At 72.8% G+C, this 15,662-nt stretch carries 14 protein-coding genes; 8 read left to right on the forward strand and 6 right to left on the reverse strand.

Features of this window, described 5'->3' with window-relative positions:
* Positions 1 to 15 precede the first annotated feature (15 nt).
* From QSK15_RS06480 to rdgB, 8 genes are all read left to right on the forward strand, one after another.
* A complete protein-coding gene (locus tag QSK15_RS06480; RefSeq protein ID WP_030331272.1) occupies positions 16 to 504 on the forward strand; it encodes a M67 family metallopeptidase in 489 nt (162 codons plus the stop codon).
* A gap of 65 nt (positions 505 to 569) precedes the next feature.
* The gene (locus QSK15_RS06485; protein ID WP_285793338.1) at positions 570 to 956 is read left to right on the forward strand and encodes a MoaD family protein; all 387 of its coding nucleotides are present in this window, start codon (positions 570 to 572) and stop codon (positions 954 to 956) included.
* Positions 957 to 967: 11 nt separating this feature from the next.
* Positions 968 to 1,933, forward strand: a complete 966-nt coding sequence (locus QSK15_RS06490; protein ID WP_279517161.1) for a PLP-dependent cysteine synthase family protein — start codon at positions 968 to 970, stop codon at positions 1,931 to 1,933.
* A 223-nt stretch (positions 1,934 to 2,156) separates the two neighbouring features.
* On the forward strand, positions 2,157 to 2,900 hold the full coding sequence (locus QSK15_RS06495; protein ID WP_030331266.1) for an MBL fold metallo-hydrolase: 744 nt from the start codon (positions 2,157 to 2,159) through the stop codon (positions 2,898 to 2,900).
* A gap of 109 nt (positions 2,901 to 3,009) precedes the next feature.
* Positions 3,010 to 4,155: a glycosyltransferase family 4 protein gene (locus tag QSK15_RS06500; protein ID WP_285793339.1), complete on the forward strand. Its 1,146-nt coding sequence runs from the start codon at positions 3,010 to 3,012 to the stop codon at positions 4,153 to 4,155.
* Positions 4,152 to 5,321 (forward strand): glycosyltransferase, encoded by a 1,170-nt coding sequence (locus QSK15_RS06505; protein ID WP_285793340.1) that lies wholly within the window; start codon positions 4,152 to 4,154, stop codon positions 5,319 to 5,321. The genes QSK15_RS06500 and QSK15_RS06505 overlap by 4 nt, the downstream gene beginning before the upstream one ends.
* Before the next feature lie 9 nt (positions 5,322 to 5,330).
* Positions 5,331 to 6,062, forward strand: coding sequence for a ribonuclease PH (gene rph / locus QSK15_RS06510; protein WP_285793341.1), 732 nt, complete (start codon positions 5,331 to 5,333; stop codon positions 6,060 to 6,062).
* Positions 6,063 to 6,168: 106 nt separating this feature from the next.
* Positions 6,169 to 6,783, forward strand: coding sequence for an RdgB/HAM1 family non-canonical purine NTP pyrophosphatase (gene rdgB / locus QSK15_RS06515; RefSeq protein WP_030331263.1), 615 nt, complete (start codon positions 6,169 to 6,171; stop codon positions 6,781 to 6,783).
* Between the two features lie 70 nt (positions 6,784 to 6,853).
* Here rdgB and QSK15_RS06520 read toward each other — a convergent pair whose 3' ends face one another.
* From QSK15_RS06520 to hutU, 6 genes are all read right to left on the reverse strand, one after another.
* Entirely contained in the window at positions 6,854 to 8,323 is a 1,470-nt protein-coding gene (locus QSK15_RS06520; protein ID WP_285793342.1) for a glycosyltransferase family 39 protein, read from the reverse strand.
* Positions 8,324 to 8,595: 272 nt separating this feature from the next.
* Positions 8,596 to 10,134, reverse strand: a complete 1,539-nt coding sequence (gene hutH / locus QSK15_RS06525) for a histidine ammonia-lyase (protein ID WP_285793343.1) — start codon at positions 10,132 to 10,134, stop codon at positions 8,596 to 8,598.
* Positions 10,131 to 11,318, reverse strand: a complete 1,188-nt coding sequence (gene hutI / locus QSK15_RS06530; protein WP_285793344.1) for an imidazolonepropionase — start codon at positions 11,316 to 11,318, stop codon at positions 10,131 to 10,133. Before hutI ends, hutH begins: the two co-directional genes overlap by 4 nt.
* The gene (locus tag QSK15_RS06535; RefSeq protein ID WP_285793345.1) at positions 11,315 to 12,676 is read right to left on the reverse strand and encodes a formimidoylglutamate deiminase; all 1,362 of its coding nucleotides are present in this window, start codon (positions 12,674 to 12,676) and stop codon (positions 11,315 to 11,317) included. The genes hutI and QSK15_RS06535 overlap by 4 nt, the downstream gene beginning before the upstream one ends.
* A gap of 115 nt (positions 12,677 to 12,791) precedes the next feature.
* Positions 12,792 to 13,994: an allantoate amidohydrolase gene (locus QSK15_RS06540; RefSeq protein ID WP_285793346.1), complete on the reverse strand. Its 1,203-nt coding sequence runs from the start codon at positions 13,992 to 13,994 to the stop codon at positions 12,792 to 12,794.
* The gene (hutU, locus tag QSK15_RS06545; protein ID WP_285793347.1) at positions 13,991 to 15,649 is read right to left on the reverse strand and encodes a urocanate hydratase; all 1,659 of its coding nucleotides are present in this window, start codon (positions 15,647 to 15,649) and stop codon (positions 13,991 to 13,993) included. Before hutU ends, QSK15_RS06540 begins: the two co-directional genes overlap by 4 nt.
* Between the last annotated feature and the right edge of the window lie 13 nt (positions 15,650 to 15,662).

Consider the following 15,662-nt stretch of genomic DNA (forward strand, 5'->3'; position numbering starts at 1 on the left):
GTTAGGCTGGTGCACGTGCTGAGCATCGACCGGTCGATCATCGACGCGATCGTCGCCCACGCGCGGCGGGACCACCCCGACGAGGCGTGCGGCGTGGTCGCCGGTCCCGTCGGCAGCGACACCCCGACCCGGCACATCCCGATGGACAATGCCGCCCGCTCGATGACCTTCTACGAGTTCGACTCGATGGAGCACCTGCGCGTGTGGCGGGAGATGGACGACCGGGACGAGGAGCCCGTCGTCATCTACCACTCGCACACCGCCACCGAGGCGTACCCGTCGCGGACGGATGTCGCCTTCGCCGGTGAGCCGGGTGCGCACTACCTGCTCGTCTCGACCCGTGAGCCCGACTCGGAGGAGATCCGGTCGTTCCGGATCGTCGACGGTGTGGTCACCGAGGAGCCGGTCCGTGTCGTGGAGGCCGGCGTCGACCCGCACGCCGTGCAGTCCTACATGTTCGGGCAGAGCCCGGCGACGGTCGATTACGAGTGTTCCGGCCGCTGACCCGTCAGCGCCGCAACCGTCTCGTCCCGTCACCGTAGGCACACCCGATCGAGGAGTTCGACATCATGGCTATTGAGGTTCGCATCCCCACCATCCTGCGCAGCTACACCGGCGGAGCCAAGGTCGTCGAGGGCACCGGCGACACGCTCGCCGATCTGCTCACCGACCTGGATTCCCGGCACGGCGGTCTGCGCGGCCGGCTGATCACCGAGGCGGGCTCGCTGCACCGTTTCGTCAACGTCTACGTCAATGACGAGGACGTCCGTTTCCTCGGCGCGCTGGACGCGAAGCTCTCCGACGGCGACAGCGTCACCATCCTGCCGGCCGTGGCCGGCGGCGCGTTCGGCTTCGCCGCGGCGGCGGCGATCAGCTCGCACAGCGCCGCGGCGGCGGCGATCAGTTCGCACAGCGCCGCGGCCGTGGTGGCCGGCGACGCCGTCGCGGCTCGCTGAGGTCGGCCGCCATGGCGCGGTACGACAGCCTGCTCGACGCCTGCGGGGGTACGCCGCTCGTCGGCCTGCCCCGGCTCTCCCCGACGGTGCCCGACGGTGCCCCTCCGGTGCGGCTCTGGGCCAAACTGGAGGACCGCAACCCCACCGGCAGCATCAAGGACCGCGCGGCGCTGTTCATGGTCCGGGCGGCGGAGGAGGCCGGCCGCCTCCGCGCCGGTGACACCATCCTCGAACCGACGAGTGGCAACACCGGCATCTCGTTGGCGATGGTGGCCAAGCTGCGCGGCTACCGGCTGGTCTGCGTGATGCCCGAGAACGTCTCCACCGAGCGGGTCCAGTTGCTCCGGATGTACGGAGCCGAGATCATCTTCTCGCCGGCGGCGGGCGGTTCCAACCAGGCGGTCGCCACCGCCAAGCAGATCGCCGCCGAGCACCCGGACTGGGTGATGCTCTACCAGTACGGCAACGAGGCGAACGCGCGGGCGCACTACGAGACGACCGGGCCGGAGTTGCTGCACGACCTGCCCAGCATCACGCACTTCGTGGCCGGGCTGGGCACCACCGGCACCCTGATGGGCACCGGGCGTTACCTGCGCGAGAAGGTCGAGGGCATCCAGGTGGTGGCCGCCGAGCCGCGCTACGGCGAGTTGGTCTACGGCCTGCGCAACATCGACGAGGGTTACGTGCCGGAGCTCTACGACGCCTCGGTGCTCTCCCGGCGTTTCTCGGTCGGCACCCGGGACGCGGTGCTGCGCACCCGCCAGCTGGTGGAGGTGGAGGGCATCTTCGCCGGGTTCTCCACCGGTGCCATCCTGCACGCCGCGCTGGCGGTGGCGCACGAGGCGGTTCGCGACGGCCGGCGGGCCGATGTGGCCTTCGTGGTCTGCGACGGCGGGTGGAAGTACCTGTCCACCGGCGCGTACGGCGGCACGCTCGCCGATGCCGAGGACGCCCTGGAGGGGCAGCTCTGGGCCTGACCGATCTGGTCTGCCGACTACGGGCCGTCGACATCCGTCGACGGCCCGTAGGCTGCCCGGCGTACCGCGAGCAGGTGTCACGTTCGTGACAACTTCCGTTGGATGATTCTTGCTGCCGGGCGCGTCAGCGTAGGCTGCGCAGCGTGGCGTACGCGTCGGTAGAGATCATGCCCGGGACTGTCGCCGGCACGGGTGCTACTGATAGTGACAGCGAGACCACTCGATGCGACTGACTGTCCTGGGAAGCGCCGGCAGTTTTCCTGGCCCCGAGTCGCCCTGCTCGGCCTATCTGGTCGAGGCTGACGGCTTCCGGCTCCTGGTCGACTTCGGCTCGGGGTCGCTGTCCAGTCTCCAGCGGTACGCGGGGCTGCACGCCCCGGACGCGATCCTGCTGACCCACCTGCACTGCGACCACATGTTCGACGCCGTGCTCTACGTGGTGGTGCGCCGCTACGCCCCGGACGGCCCCTACCCGGCCCTGCCGGTGTACGCGCCCGCTGGCGCCCCGGACCGGCTCAGCGCCGCGTACGGCGACGACGGTTCGGTGGAGGACGTGTACCAGTTCTACGCGCTTCAGCCGGGCACCTTCCCGATCGGCCCGTTCGCCGTCACCGTCGACCGGGTCAACCACCCCGTCGAGACGTACGGCGTGCGGCTGGAGCACGACGGCCGGTCGCTGTGCTACTCGTCGGACACCGCGCCGTGCGAGGCGCTGCTGCGGCTGGCGCAGAATGCCGACGTCTTCCTCTGCGAGGCCAGTTACCTCGACGGGATGGACAACCCACCGGATCTGCACCTCACCGGTCGGGAGGCCGGTGAGGCGGCGACCAAGGCCGCTGTGGGCCGGCTGCTGCTGACCCACCTGGTGCCCGCCTGGGGCAGCGAGGCGCACACCCTGGAGTCGGCCGCCTCCGCGTACACCGGACCGCTCGAGGTGGTCCGGCCCGGCGCCAGCTACGACGTCTGACCCGGCGGGTCCGCTTCCCGACGCCGGGCCGCGGTGTTGTGCCGTACTGTTCGCCGGCCGGTCAGCGGCAGGTCGTCTGGTGCACCCGTGGCACCCGCACGGTGTGGGCATGCGGATCGCCATCGTGACCGAGTCGTTCCCACCTGATGTGAACGGCGTCGCGCACTCCGTGGTGCGGACGGCGGAGCACCTGCTCGACCAGGGCCATGAGCCGGTGGTCATCGCGCCTTCCCCGCCCGGCGCCGGCCGCCAGGGCATCGACCGGCTGCCGTACCCGTTGGTGCGCATCCCGAGCGTGCCGCTGCCCCGTTACCAGGGCTTCCGGCTGGGTGTGCCGACCAACGCCCGGCTGGCGGGGGCGCTGCTGTCCGCCGAGCCGGACGTGGTGCACCTGGCCAGTCCGTTCGTCCTGGGCGCACGGGCGGCCACCCTGGCCAGCCGGCACGGGTTGCCCACGGTGGCGGTCTACCAGACCGATGTGGCGGCGTACGCCCGGGCGTACCGGGTGAGTTGGGGCGAGGCGGCCGCGTGGCGGCGGATCCGCGAGATCCACAATTCGGCGCAACGCACCCTTGCACCCTCCACCCGGGCCGCCGCGGACCTGATCGCCAACGGGGTGCAGCGGATCTGGCTGTGGCGGCGCGGTGTGGACGCCGTCCGCTTCGATCCGGCCAAGCGGTGCGCGGCGCTACGGGACCGGCTGGCACCCGGCGGTGAGCTGCTGGTCGGCTACGTCGGTCGGCTCGCCCCGGAGAAGCGGGTGGAGTTGCTGGCGGCGACGTCCCGACTTCCCGGCGTACGGGTGGTGGTGGCCGGTGACGGCCCGACCCGCCGCCAGTTGGCCCGGCAGCTGCCCGCTGTGACATTCCTCGGCGTCCAGCAGGGCGAGGACCTGGCGCGGCTCTACGCCAGCCTGGACCTGTTCGTGCACACCGGACCGCACGAGACCTTCGGTCAGACCATCCAGGAGGCGCTGGCCTCCGGGGTGCCGGTCGTGGCGCCGGCCAGCGGCGGCCCGGTCGACCTCGTCGAGCCGGGCGTGACCGGGCTGCTGGTGGCGCCGAACGACGGCGACGCGCTCGCCGCGGCGGTGGCCGAGCTGACCGGCGACGCCGACCGGCGGCGGTCCTACGGGCGGGCCGCCCGGGTCGCTGTCAGTCGCCGCAGCTGGGCGGTGGTCGGCGACGAGCTGATCGGGCACTACCACGCGGCACGCGCCGTTGCCGCCACCGCCGGCCTGCCGGCGGCCTCGTGAGCGGGGCGGCCGGCGGACTGCGGATCGTGCGGCTCGCCAACTTCGTCACGGAACGCTCAGGCGGCCTGCGGACCGCGCTGCGGCATCTCGGCGCGGGCTACCGGGCGGCCGGGCACGATCCGGTGCTGGTGATACCCGGTCAGCGGGCCGCCGACGAAACGTTCCCGTGGGGACGGGTGCTCACACTGCCCGGCCCACGGCTGCCGGGCAGTGGCGGTTACCGGCTGCTGGCCGGCCGGGGCCGGTTGGCCCGGCTCCTCGCCGACCTGGCACCGGACCGGTTGGAGGTCTCCGACCGGTCGTCGCTGCGCTGGACGGGCCGGTGGGCGCGGGCGCACGGGGTGCCGTCGGTGATGGTGTCGCACGAGTCGCTGACCGGGCTGCTCGGTCAGTGGGGCGTACCGGCCGCGCTGCGCCGCCCAGTCGCCGACCGGCTCAACCGGGCGACCGGTCAGGCGTACGACCGGATCGTCTGCACGACCCGATGGGCTGCCGAGGAGTTCGCCCGGATCGGCGCCGACAACGTGAGCCTGGTGCCTCTCGGGGTGGACCTGGACACCTTCGCCCCGCACCGGGCCGACCCACGGGTGCGCGAGCGCTACGCCGACGACACCGAGTTGCTGGTGGTGCACTGCGCCCGGCTCTCCCCGGAGAAGCGTCCGGAGTTGGCCGTGCAGACCCTCGCCGAGCTGCGCCGGGCTGGCGTACCGGCGGTGTTGGTGATGGTCGGCGACGGCCCGCTGCGCGACGCGCTGGCCCGACGGGCGGCGGGGCTGCCGGTCACGTTCACCGGCTTCCTACCGGACCGCGCCGCGGTGGCCGCGCTGCTGGCCAGCGCCGACGTGGTGCTCGCGCCGGGCCCGGTGGAGACCTTCGGTCTGGCCGGCCTGGAGGCGTTGGCCTGCGGCACCCCGGTGGTGGTCAACGCGGCCAGCGCGCTCCCCGAGGTGGTCGGCGCGGCCGGGCTGGCGGCGTACGGCTCGGGGGCGTCGATGGCGGCGGCGGTGCGCCGCCTGGCGGCCCGGCCGCAGGCGCAACGGCGGCGGGACGCCAGGGCGCGAGCCGAGGAGTTCGGCTGGCCGGCCGCTGTCGACGGGTTCCTCGGTGTGCACGGCGCCGACGGTCCCCGGGGCACCCCGAGCGCGGCGGATCACCGCACCGCATAAGGTGCAGGCATGGCGCGACCTGACGGGCGAGGGCCCTCTCAACTCCGACCGGTGACAGTGACCCGTGCCTGGAGCACCCACCCGGAGGGCTCGGTGCTCGTCGAGTTCGGTGGCACCCGGGTGCTCTGCACGGCGAGCGTCACCGAGGGCGTGCCCCGCTGGCGCAAGGGCTCCGGGCTCGGCTGGGTGACCGCCGAGTACGCGATGCTGCCCCGGGCCACCAACACCCGCTCCGACCGGGAGAGCGTCAAGGGTCGGGTCGGTGGCCGCACCCACGAGATCTCCCGGCTGATCGGCCGTAGCCTGCGGGCCAGCATCGACCTCAAGGCGCTCGGCGAGAACTCGATCGTGCTCGACTGCGACGTGCTCCAGGCCGACGGCGGCACCCGCACCGCCGCGATCACCGGTGCGTACGTCGCGTTGCACGACGCGGTGGGCTGGCTTGCCGCCCGCAAGGCGTTGGCCGGCAAGCCGGAGAAGGTGATGCACCGGTCGGTGGCCGCGGTCAGCGTCGGCATCATCGCGGGGGAGGCCCGGCTCGACCTCTGCTACGAGGAGGACGTCGCCGCCGAGGTGGACATGAACGTGGTCTGCACCGGCGCGGGCGACTTCGTCGAGGTGCAGGGCACCGGCGAGGCGGGCGTGTTCGCCCGCGACCAGCTCGACGCCCTGCTCGACCTGGCCGTCGCCGGCTGCGCCGAGTTGGCCGAAGCCCAGCGAAAGGCACTTTCCTCCCCGTGAGCGCGAGGAGTGAGCTTGCGAGCCCCGCAGTCGCGAACAAAGGTGATTGGGTGAGCGCGAGGAGTGAGCTTGCGAGCCCCGCAGTCGCGAACAAAGGTGATTCAGCATGAACAAGGTCCTGCTCGCCACGCGTAACCGCAAGAAGCTCGTCGAGCTGCAGCGGATCCTGGACGGTGCGCTCGGCGCGCACCGGATCGCACTGCTCGGGCTGGACGACGTCGAGCAGTACGCCGAACTGCCGGAGACCGGCCTGACCTTCGGCGAGAACGCGTTGATCAAGGCGCGGGAGGGGTGCCGGCAGAGCGGGCTGCCGACCATCGCCGACGACTCGGGGCTCGCTGTCGACGCGCTCAACGGGATGCCAGGCGTGTTCAGCGCCCGCTGGTCCGGCAAGCACGGCGACGACCGGGCCAACCTTCAGCTGGTGCTGGACCAGATCGCCGACGTGCCCGACGAGCAGCGGGCCGCCTCGTTCGTCTGCACCGTGGCATTGGTGCTGCCCGGCGGCAAGGAGCACCTCGTCGACGGCCGGCAGCCCGGGCGGGTGCTGCGCGCACCGCGCGGTGACGGCGGCTTCGGCTACGACCCGATCTTCCTGGGCGACGGGCAGGACCGGACCAACGCCGAGCTGACCCCGGCGGAGAAGGACGCCATCAGCCACCGGGGCAAGGCGTTGCGTGAGCTGGCCAAGCTGGTCGCCAAGGTGCTGCCGCCCGCCTGAACACCCGGCCCGTTCCATCCGAGCCCCGAGCCGGCTGGCTGGCTGACTGACGGCCGCAACGGCTCGTCAGTCAGCCCTTCTTGGGCCGGGGGGTGAGCAGTGAGACGCTCACGTCGGTGAAGCGGTCCACCTGGGTCACCACGAACCGGGCCCGCAGCGCCTTCTCCACCTCGGGATTCATCCCCGCGAATGAGGTCAGCTTGGTGGTGGACGGCTTCGTGTTGATCAGCCAGATCCGGGCCCTGGTGTCCAGGCACTTGGCCGGCCCGCCGCACCACGCCCGGTAGTTCGGCGTTGCCTGCCCCTCCGTCGCTTGGAACACCTCGGGGAGCGGCTTCTCCTTCAGGTAGTACTTGAGGCCCGCGTTCGCCCACCACGGGAACGGGCCGGTGTACGCCACCTGGTCCCCCGTCCGTCGTTGCTGGTCGATCACCGCCGCGGCGCCCCGCAGGTCGGGTTCGAACTGGGTGACCGGAGCCCTGAGCGCGACGTGGCTGCTGAGACCCACGAGAAGCACCAGCACCGGGACCGCCACGGTGAACGTACTCAACCGCTGGGCGGCGACCTGCACCCCGGCGGCCGCCAACAGGCACCACGCGGGCAGCACGAACAGCACGTAGCGCTCGGTGAAGAGCAGCATGATGGGAGTCAGCGCCCACAGCACAATCAACGGACCGAGGGCCCAGGCGGCGAGGTAGCCGACGCGGGGTCCACCGCCGACACAGCCGAGGATGCCGAGGCCCAACAGCACCCCGCCGATCCCGATCGCGCCGGGCAACTCCAGCATCCACTCGCTGAGGTCGCCCACCGGAACGGGTTGGATCCACGCGATCTGACCGCTCTGCGCCTTGGCCAGCCACACCAGCGGCGACAGCACTGCGACAGCGGCCGCTGTCGCACCCATCCACCAGGTGACCGGCTGCCAACTCTGCCGCCGACGGGCCTCCAGCAGGACGAGCAGGCCGTGTGCGGGCAGCACCACCAGGGCGATCAGGTGCAGCCAGCCGACCAGGACGAGCATGAGGGCGTAGCAGATCCAGGCCACGCGGGAGTGCCGCTGCGTCGCCATCACCACGAACAGGCCGGCCGCCGCCACCGCGGCGATGACCAGACCGTAGGGCCGCGCCTCCTGCCCGTACCGGGTCACGACCGGTAGGAGCCCGAACAGCACACCAGCCAGCAGACCCACCCGTGGGCCGTACAACATTCGGCCCTGCAGGGCCGTCAGGCTGGCCGCGATCGCCACGGCGATTATCGAGGGAAGCCGGAGGGCCACCTCGCTGTCGCCGAAGAGCCGCACCCAGAAGTGCATTCCGAGGTAGTACGGAAGGAGCACCAGATCCTTCTGCTGCACCAACGCGTACAGCTCTCGAAGCCCCATTCGGGCGGCGTCGAGCGTCGCGAACTCGTCTCGCCACAGCTGGCGGCGTCCCGCGGCGATCAGCACCACGACGAGGGTCAGCGCGCCGGCGGCCAACGGCACCGCTACGGGCCGCTGCCACCACTGCTGGCCAGGGCCGGTGTCGGTGTCAGCCGCCACCGGCGACGCGGTGCCGTCACCATCACCACCAGCGGCTGTGGTTGCCGCCGCCGCAGACCTCTGTGCTGGTATCCCGGAATAGCGATTGCCGAAATGCAACTCTTCAGTGACGTCGTTCACGCCTGCTCACCTTCGGAACCCATTCCGGATGCCCCCGTCGGGCGGGAAGGCTCCGGATACCCCCGCCGGGCGGGAAGCCTAGCAAGGGCCTCGACCAGCGAAATCCACCTGAACGGCTCAACCTTGCGGACGGTGGGCGCGTCTTTTCCGCGTCAGCTGAGCGTGCCGATCTCCGATTCGATGGCGGCCCGCAGGTTCGGACCGCGCACCACGGCACGGGCCGTCTCCACCAGGGGAGCGAGGAACACGTCGGGCCCGGGCTCGCCGACCACGTCGGCGAGCGCCTCCACGGCGGCCCGACCGGCCGGTGACGGCTCCAGCGGGGCCCGCAGTTGAAGGCCGCGTACGCCGGCCAACAGCTCCACCGCGAGCAGGCTGGTCAGGTTGTCCAGCACGGTACGCAGCTTCTTGGCCGCGGCCCAGCCCATCGAGACGTGGTCCTCCTGCATTCCGCTGGTGGGCAACGAGTCCACCGAGGCGGGGGCGGCCAGCCGACGGTTCTCGGCGACGATCCCGGCCGCCGTGTACTGGGCGATCATCAGTCCGGAGTTGACCCCGGCGTCGGGGGAGAGGAACGCGGGCAGCTCCCGGGAGCGGGTGACGTCGAGCAGCCGGTCCACCCGCCGTTCGGCGATCGCGCCCACCTCGGCGGCGGCGATGGCGAGGAAGTCCGCGGCGAAGCCGAGCGGTGCGCCGTGGAAGTTCCCGGTCGACTCGACCCGGCCGTCCGGTAGCACCACCGGGTTGTCCACCACGGACACCAGCTCCCGGGCGGCGACGGTGCGGACGAAGTCCAGGGTGTCGCGGGCCGCGCCGGCCACCTGCGGGGCGCAGCGCATCGAGTACGCGTCCTGTACGGCGTGCGCCAGGTCGTCGCGGTGTGAGTCCATCACCCGGGAGTTCTGCAACAGCCGGTGGATGTTCGCCGCCGACGCCGCCTGACCGGGGTGGGGCCGGATCGCGTGCAGCTCGGGCAGGAACGGCCGCTCCGAGCCGAGCATCGCCTCGATGGCCAGCGCGGCCGTCACGTCGGCCATGGTGAACAGGTGCGCCGCGTCGTGGATGGCCAGCAACAGCATGCCGAGCATGCCGTCGGTGCCGTTGATCAGCGCCAGCCCTTCCTTGGCGGCCAGCTCGATCGGCTTGAGCCCGGCGGCGGTCAACGCGTCGGCCGCGTCCTGCCGCTCACCGGCCGGGCCGAGGACCCAGCCCTCGCCGAGCAGCACCAGCGCGCAGTGCGCCAGCGGCGCCAGGTCGCCGGAGGCGCCCAGCGAGCCGTGCTCCGGCACCCACGGGGTGATGTCGTGGTTGAGCAGGTCGACCAGGGCCTCGGCGACCAGTGGTCGGACCCCGGAACGGCCCAGGGCGAGGGACCGTACCCGCAGCAGCATCATGGCCCGGACCACCTCGCGCGGCATCGGCGCGCCCACCCCGGCGGCGTGCGAGCGGATCAGCGCGTGTTGCAGCTCGGCCCGTCGCTCCGGGGCGATGAAGGTGTTGGCCAACGCCCCGAACCCGGTCGAGACCCCGTAGACGGGGCGCCCCGACGACTCGATGCCGTCCACGATGGCCCGGCTGGTCGCCATCGCCTCGATGGTGGCGGGGGCGAGGACGACCGTGGCGGTTCCGCGGGCCACCGCGAGAACGTCGTCGGCGGTGATCCCGGAGGGCTGGATGGTCACGTTCGTCATTGCGGAACTCCGTTGCGTATTACCTGGCGGATCAGGGGGACACCGGGCCGGTAGGCCAGGTGCAGGTGTGACGGCGCGTCGAGGACGACCAGGTCGGCCCGCGCGCCGGGGGTGAGGACACCGATGTCGTCGCGGCGCAGCGCCCGCGCGCCACCGGCGGTGGCGGCCCAGACCGCCTCCGCCGGGGTCATCCGCATCTCGCGGACCGCGAGGGCCACGCAGAACGGCATCGACGAGGTGTACGACGAGCCAGGGTTGCAGTCCGTCGCCAGCGCCACCGTGACACCGGCGTCGAGCAGCCGGCGCGCGTCCGGGTACGGCGAGCGGGTGGAGAATTCCGCGCCGGGCAGCAGTGTCGCCACCGTGCGGGTGCCCGAGGAGTCGCTGTGGGCGGTGTCGGCCAACGCGGCCACGTCGGCGTCGCTGAGGTGGGTGCAGTGGTCGACGCTCGCCGCGTCCAGTTCCACCCCGAGCTGAACGCCGGGGCCGGGTCCGAGCTGGTTGGCGTGCAGCCGTACGCCCAGCCCGGCGGCCTGACCGCAGGCCAGGATGGCGCGGGCGTGGTCCACGTCGAAGGCGCCCCGCTCGCAGAACACGTCGATCCACTTCGCGTGCGGGGCGGCGGCAGCCAGCATCGGCCCGCAGACCAGTCCGACGTAGTCGTCGGGGCGGTCGGCGTACTCGGCGGGCACCACGTGCGCGCCCAGGAAGGTGGTCTCGGTGCTGGTCTCGGCGGCGATCCGCAGTGAGCGGGCCTCGTCGGCGACGGTCAGGCCGTACCCACTCTTGATCTCCATGGTCGTGGTGCCCTGGCGCAGCGCCTCCGCACGCAGCCGGCGCACGGTGGCCCGCAGTTCCTCGTCGGTCGCGGCCCGGGTCGCGCCGACAGTGGTCCGGATGCCGCCGCCGGTGTAGGGCTGGCCGGCCATCCGGGCGGCGAATTCGGCGGCCCGGTCCCCGGCGAAGACCAGGTGGGCGTGGCTGTCCACGAAACCGGGCAGCACGGCGGCCCCACCGGCGTCGACGTGATGGTCGGCGGCCGGCGCGTACGCGGACGGCCCGACCCAGGCCACCCGGCCCTCCTCGACCAGCACGGCGGCGTCGCGGCGGATGCCGAGCGGGCCCTCGCCGGCACCGTTGGTGACCAGCTCCCCGATGTTGTCGACCAGCAGGCTGCCGCTCATAGAGGGTTCACCGCCTCGATGGCCGCCGCCAGCTCGGCCGGCACGTCGACGGTCAGGTGTCGGCCCTCGGCCACCACCACGCGGCCGTCCACCATGACCTGCTCGACGTCCGCCGCGCCGGCCGCGAAGAACACGCCCACCGGCGGCACCCCGGCGGTGCGGGCGCTGTCCAGGCGTACCGTCACCAGGTCGGCGCGGGCACCCACGGCGATCCTCCCGGCGTCGGCCCAGCCCAGCGCGCTGTGCCCGGCGGCGGTGGCCGCCGTCAGCAGGTCGAGCGGCGCGAAGTGGCCCCGCCGGCGGGTACGCAGCCGCTCGTCCAGCTCCACCGCCCGGGCCTCCTCGAACAGGTCGATCACCGCGTGACTGTCGCTGCCCAGGCTGAGCCGGATGCCCGCCTCGGCCATCAGCCGGGCCGGGCCGATCCCGTCGGCGAGATCCCGCTCGGTGGTGGGGCAGAGGCACACGCCGGTCCGGCTGTCGGCGAGCAGGGCCAGGTCCGCGCTGGTCGGGTGGGTGGCGTGGACGGCTGTGGTGTCCGGCCCGAGCACGCCGTGCTCGGCGAGCAACGCGGTCGGCGACCGCCCGTGCACCGCCCGGCACTCGTCGTTCTCGGCCGGCTGCTCGGAGAGGTGCACGTGCAGCGGCGCCTGCCGCTCCCCGGCCCACTCGGCGACAGTGCGGAGCTGGTCGGCCGGGACCGCCCGCACCGAGTGCACAGCCGCGCCGACCCGCACGTGGGGGTCGGTCGGCTGAAACGCCTCTGCCCGTTGCGCCCAGCGGGCCGCGTCCCCGTCGCCGAAGCGGCGCTGCGGCCCGGCCAGCGCCTGTCCGTCCACGGTGGAGGTGAGGTAGGCGGTGTCCAGCAGGGTGAGCCGGATCCCGGCGTGCGCGGCGGCCTCGACCAGCGCCGCGCCCATCTCGTTCGGGTCGTCGTACGCGCCGCCGCCGGGCCGGTGGTGCAGGTAGTGGAACTCGCCCACACAGGTGACCCCGGCGAGCGCCATCTCCGCGTAGACCGCGCGGGCCAGGGCGAGATAGGTGTCCGGGTCCAGCCGGTCCGCGACGGCGTACATCTGGTCCCGCCAGGTCCAGAAGTCACCCCGGCCGCCGTGGGTGCGTCCGCGCAGCGCCCGGTGGAAGGCGTGCGAGTGCGCGTTGGCGAGACCGGGCATTGTCAGGCCGGGCAGCCGGGTGGCGTCCCGCAGCACTTCGACACCGGCGGCGGGGCCTTCGCCGCCGACCAGTGGCGTGAGCGCGGAGATCCGGCCGGCTTCGACCTCGATGAGCACGTCGGGTGTGGGTTCGGCGTGCTCGGGCAGCCAGGCGTACTGGGCGAGCCAGCGGGCGGTGGTCATGCTCCTCGCTTCCTTTGGAGCTGAATCGTCTGCGACATCAACGGCCGGGGCGATGTCGGCGGTTCGGGTGACCTCAGCGGTTCGGGCGATCTCGACGGCTGGCCCGTCGGCCCGTTCACGCGCATGTCAGCCCCTCCAGCACCCGGGCCAGCGCCCGTACCCCGGCCGCGCAGTCATCGTCCGTCGCGGCCTCTGCGGGGGAGTGCGAAATCCCGGTCGGGTTGCGCACGAAGAGCATCGCGGTGGGCAGGTGCGCGGCGAGCACCCCGGCGTCGTGGCCCGCCCCGGTGGGCAGCACCGGGGCGTCGAGCAGCGTGGCCAGCCGTTCGGCCAGCCCACCGTCGAAGGCGACCAGCGGGGTGGCCGACTCCTCGGTGACGGTCACCTCCGTACCGTCGCGGCGGGCCCGCTCGGCGAGCTTGCCGCGCACCGCGTCGATCAGCCCGGTCAGCGTCTGCGGGTCGGCGGCCCGGGCGTCCAACCAGCCGGTCACCTTGGACGGGATCGCGTTGGTGGCGTTGGGTTCGACGGCGACCCGGCCCACCGTGGCGTGCGCGCCGCGCAGCCGGGCCTCCTTGTTGGCGGCCAGCACCGTGAACGCGTAGGTCAGCATCGGGTCGCGCCGGTCGGCCATCCGGGTGGTACCCGCGTGGTTGCCCTCGCCGACGACGTCGAAGCGCCACCGGCCGTGCGGCCAGATCGCGCTGGCCACCGCGACCGGCGCGTCCGTGTCGACCAACGCGCGGCCCTGTTCGACGTGCAACTCCACGAAGGCGCCGAACCGGCCCAGCAGCTCCGGCCGGGCGCCCGCCGGCCGGTCGCCGAGCGCCTCGGCGAAGCTCACCCCGGCCGCGTCGCGCAGGCCGGCCGCGCGTTCGGCCGACAGCGCGCCGGTGAGCAGCCGCGACCCCAGACACGGTACGCCGAAGCGCGCCCCCTCCTCCTCGACGAAGGCACCCAGCACCAGAGGCCGGCCGGGAGTGACACCGGCGGCGCGCAGCTCGTCCACGGCGAGGAACGCGCTGACGATGCCGAGCGGCCCGTCGTAGGCCCCGCCGTGCGGCACCGAGTCGAAGTGGCTGCCGGTGAGCACCGCGTCCGACGCCTCCGGGTCACCCCAGTGGGCGAAGAGGTTGCCGTTGCCGTCCTCGGTGACCGGCATGTCCCGACGCTCGGCCTGCGCGCGGAACCAGGCGCGCAGCTCCCGCTCCGGCTCGGTCAACGCGTACCGCAGGTAGCCGCCGCTGTCGGCGTCCCGTCCGACCGGCGCGATCTCGTCCCACAGCGCCCGGAACCGGGCCGAAAGGTCGCCGCTCATGAGGGTTGCCCCTCCGTCATGGGCACCCGGACGCCGGTCCGGTCGGCGACCTCGCGGGCGCTCTCGTAGCCGGCGTCGACGTGTCGGATGACCCCCATCGCCGGGTCGTTGGTGAGCACCCGCTCGATCTTCTGACCGGCGAGGGCGGTGCCGTCTGCCACGCATACCTGCCCGGCGTGGATGGACCGGCCGATGCCCACTCCACCGCCGTGGTGAATGGACACCCAGGACGCGCCACTGGCCGTGTTGACCAGGGCGTTGAGCAGCGGCCAGTCGGCGATGGCGTCGGAACCGTCGGCCATCCCCTCGGTCTCCCGGTAGGGGCTGGCGACGCTGCCGGTGTCCAGGTGGTCCCGGCCGATCACCACCGGGGCGGAGAGTTCGCCGGAGGCGACCATGTCGTTGAACCGCACGCCCGCCAGGTCCCGTTCGCCCTGGCCCAGCCAACAGATCCGGGCCGGCAGGCCCTGGAAGGCGACCCGCTCACCGGCCAGCCTGATCCAGCGGGCCAGCGACTCGTTCTCCGGGAACAGGTCGAGGACGGCCCGGTCGGTGGCCGCGATGTCGGCCGGGTCGCCGGAGAGCGCCGCCCACCGGAACGGACCCCTGCCCTCACAGAACAACGGCCGGATGTACGCGGGCACGAAACCCGGGAAGTCGAAGGCACGCTGGTAGCCGGCGAGCTGCGCCTCGCCCCGGATCGAGTTGCCGTAGTCGAACACCTCGGCGCCGGCGTCGAGGAAACCGACCATCGCCGCCACGTGCCGGGCCATCGACGCCCGCGCCCGCTCGGTGAACTCGGCCGGCTTGGCCGCCGCGTACTCCCGGGCGTCGGCCAGCTCCACCCCCACCGGCAGGTACGACAGCGGGTCGTGCGCGCTGGTCTGGTCGGTCACGATGTCGATTTCCACGCCCCGCACCAGGAGTTCGGGAAAGACCACCGCCGCGTTGCCGACCACACCGACGGAGAGCGGGCGCCGCTCCCGCTTCGCGGCGAGCACCCGCCGCACCGCGTCGTCGAGCGAGTCGGCCACCTGGTCCAGGTAACGGTCGTGCACCCGGCGGTCGAGCCGGGTGCGGTCCACGTCCACGATCAGACAGACGCCGCCGTTCATGGTGACCGCGAGTGGCTGCGCCCCGCCCATTCCGCCGCAGCCGGCGGTCAACGTCAGCGTGCCGGCGAGAGTGCCCGCGAACCGCTTGGCGGCCACCGCCGCGAACGTCTCGTAGGTGCCCTGGAGGATGCCCTGGGTGCCGATGTAGATCCACGAACCGGCGGTCATCTGCCCGTACATGGTCAGGCCGAGCTGTTCGAGGCGGCGGAACTCCGGCCAGGTCGCCCAGTCGCCGACCAGGTTCGAGTTGGCCAGCAGCACCCGAGGTGCCCACTCGTGGGTGCGCATGACCCCGACCGGGCGGCCCGACTGCACCAGCATCGTCTCGTCCTCGCGCAGGTCGGTCAGGGTGCGGACCAACGCGTGGTACGACGGCCAGTCGCGTGCCGCCTTGCCGGTGCCGCCGTAGACCACCAGGTCGTCGGGGCGCTCGGCCACCTCGGGGTCGAGGTTGTTCATCAACATCCGCAGGGCGGCCTCCTGCTGCCACCCGCGGGTGGTGAGCTGGCTGCCCCGTGCGGCACGAATGGGCTGGGTCATCTCTGGTCTCCTC

The sequence above is a fragment of the Micromonospora sp. NBRC 107095 genome (assembly GCF_030269705.1).
Classification (GTDB): domain Bacteria; phylum Actinomycetota; class Actinomycetes; order Mycobacteriales; family Micromonosporaceae; genus Micromonospora; species Micromonospora parva.